At 46.4% G+C, this 1,161-nt stretch carries 2 protein-coding genes; both read left to right on the top strand.

The genetic code is table 11. The features are described from left to right. The coding region (locus D6694_15775) for an endo alpha-1,4 polygalactosaminidase (GenBank protein RMH33062.1) at nucleotides 1-310 on the top strand (310 nt) is incomplete at its 5' end. Continuing rightward, complete coding sequence (locus tag D6694_15770; protein ID RMH33061.1) at nucleotides 285-863, top strand: hypothetical protein; 579 nt, start codon at nucleotides 285-287, stop codon at nucleotides 861-863. The genes D6694_15775 and D6694_15770, both read left to right, overlap by 26 nt. Nucleotides 864-1,161: the final 298 nt, after the last annotated feature.

The following is a 1,161-nucleotide window of genomic DNA, read 5'->3' as shown; positions in this document are numbered from 1 at the left end:
CGCCGACCAGTTGACCTACAACCGCTTCCTTGCCAGCGAGGCCCACGCCCGCGGCCTGTCCATCGGCCTGAAGAACGACCTCGATCAGATTCCCGATTTACTCCCCGATTTCGACTGGGCGCTCAACGAAGAATGCTTCACCTACGGCGAATGCAGCCTGCTGACTCCCTTCGTCCAGTCCAACAAAGCCGTTTTTGGGGTAGAATACGACCTGAACACGGCGGATTTCTGCCCCCAGGCCAACGCCATGAACTTCGATTTCCTCAAAAAACACTGGGCGCTGGATGCCTGGCGGGCAGCCTGCCGATAAACCGATAAACGTAGTATCTCTATCAGGGTTTAGATTGATGAGCCGTTTAGACAAATTTCAACTGTATGCTGGAATCGTAGGACTCGTAGCCGATACTATAGGAATAGGTACTTTTCTAGCATCTTTAGGGCTTGTTAAGATTCCCTTCATTTCAGATTTTCAAGATGCTCCGCAAGGTTCTTTTATCATTGCAGCATTGGTAGGTTTTTATTCACTCACCTTAATTGTATGGTTTTTAATTCGCTTTGAGCGCCAACAACACCATAACAATGATTTAGAACGTTTAGATTTGAGTATCTTGGGGTACGGAGGTGCTACAGCAATATTCTTCTGTTTTATTCCTTTGCTAGGCGCCGGTTTCATGGCCTACTTAGAAAAAATCCGTATTATCTTCTTTCTCGCGATATTCATTGCTTTCCTTCCTGCAACATTGTGGATTTACGCCGTATCTACCCAAGCATGGTTGGCTCTTGGAAGTGGATTGTTAATTAGCGCAATTGTTTCTCAGTACGCCACATTTTTTGCATTAGTGCTGGATAACTTCTTTAGGTAAATGACTACTTCTAACTACTTGGCAGTTTGCCATCTGTTCGGTGGTCGAGTAGCCCGAAGGTCGTATCGAGACCAAGAACGGCGCAAAACGGGTTTCGATACGACCTGACAACTTACTCAACCACGTTCTTGCGCTGCGGCCATAAAAATGTCTTGAGGCTAGAATGGTTTTAGTTCGCAACACTTTCTATGACTATGACTTTATACTTTTGACTCCACTGCAAAAAGCTGAACTTTACCAACTTAGAATCGGGCTTGCAGCCGTGCGGTGAAGCCGCAACGCCCGAAACAATGTATGG

Source organism: Gammaproteobacteria bacterium, from assembly GCA_003696665.1.
GTDB lineage: Bacteria > Pseudomonadota > Gammaproteobacteria > Enterobacterales.
This window is presented reverse-complemented; position numbering and strand designations above follow the sequence as displayed.

Bases quoted from the DNA above. Each gene is read 5' to 3' on its own strand.
- D6694_15770 (RMH33061.1), top strand. From the start codon at position 285: ATGCCTGGCGGGCAGCCTGCCGATAAACCGATAAACGTAGTATCTCTA.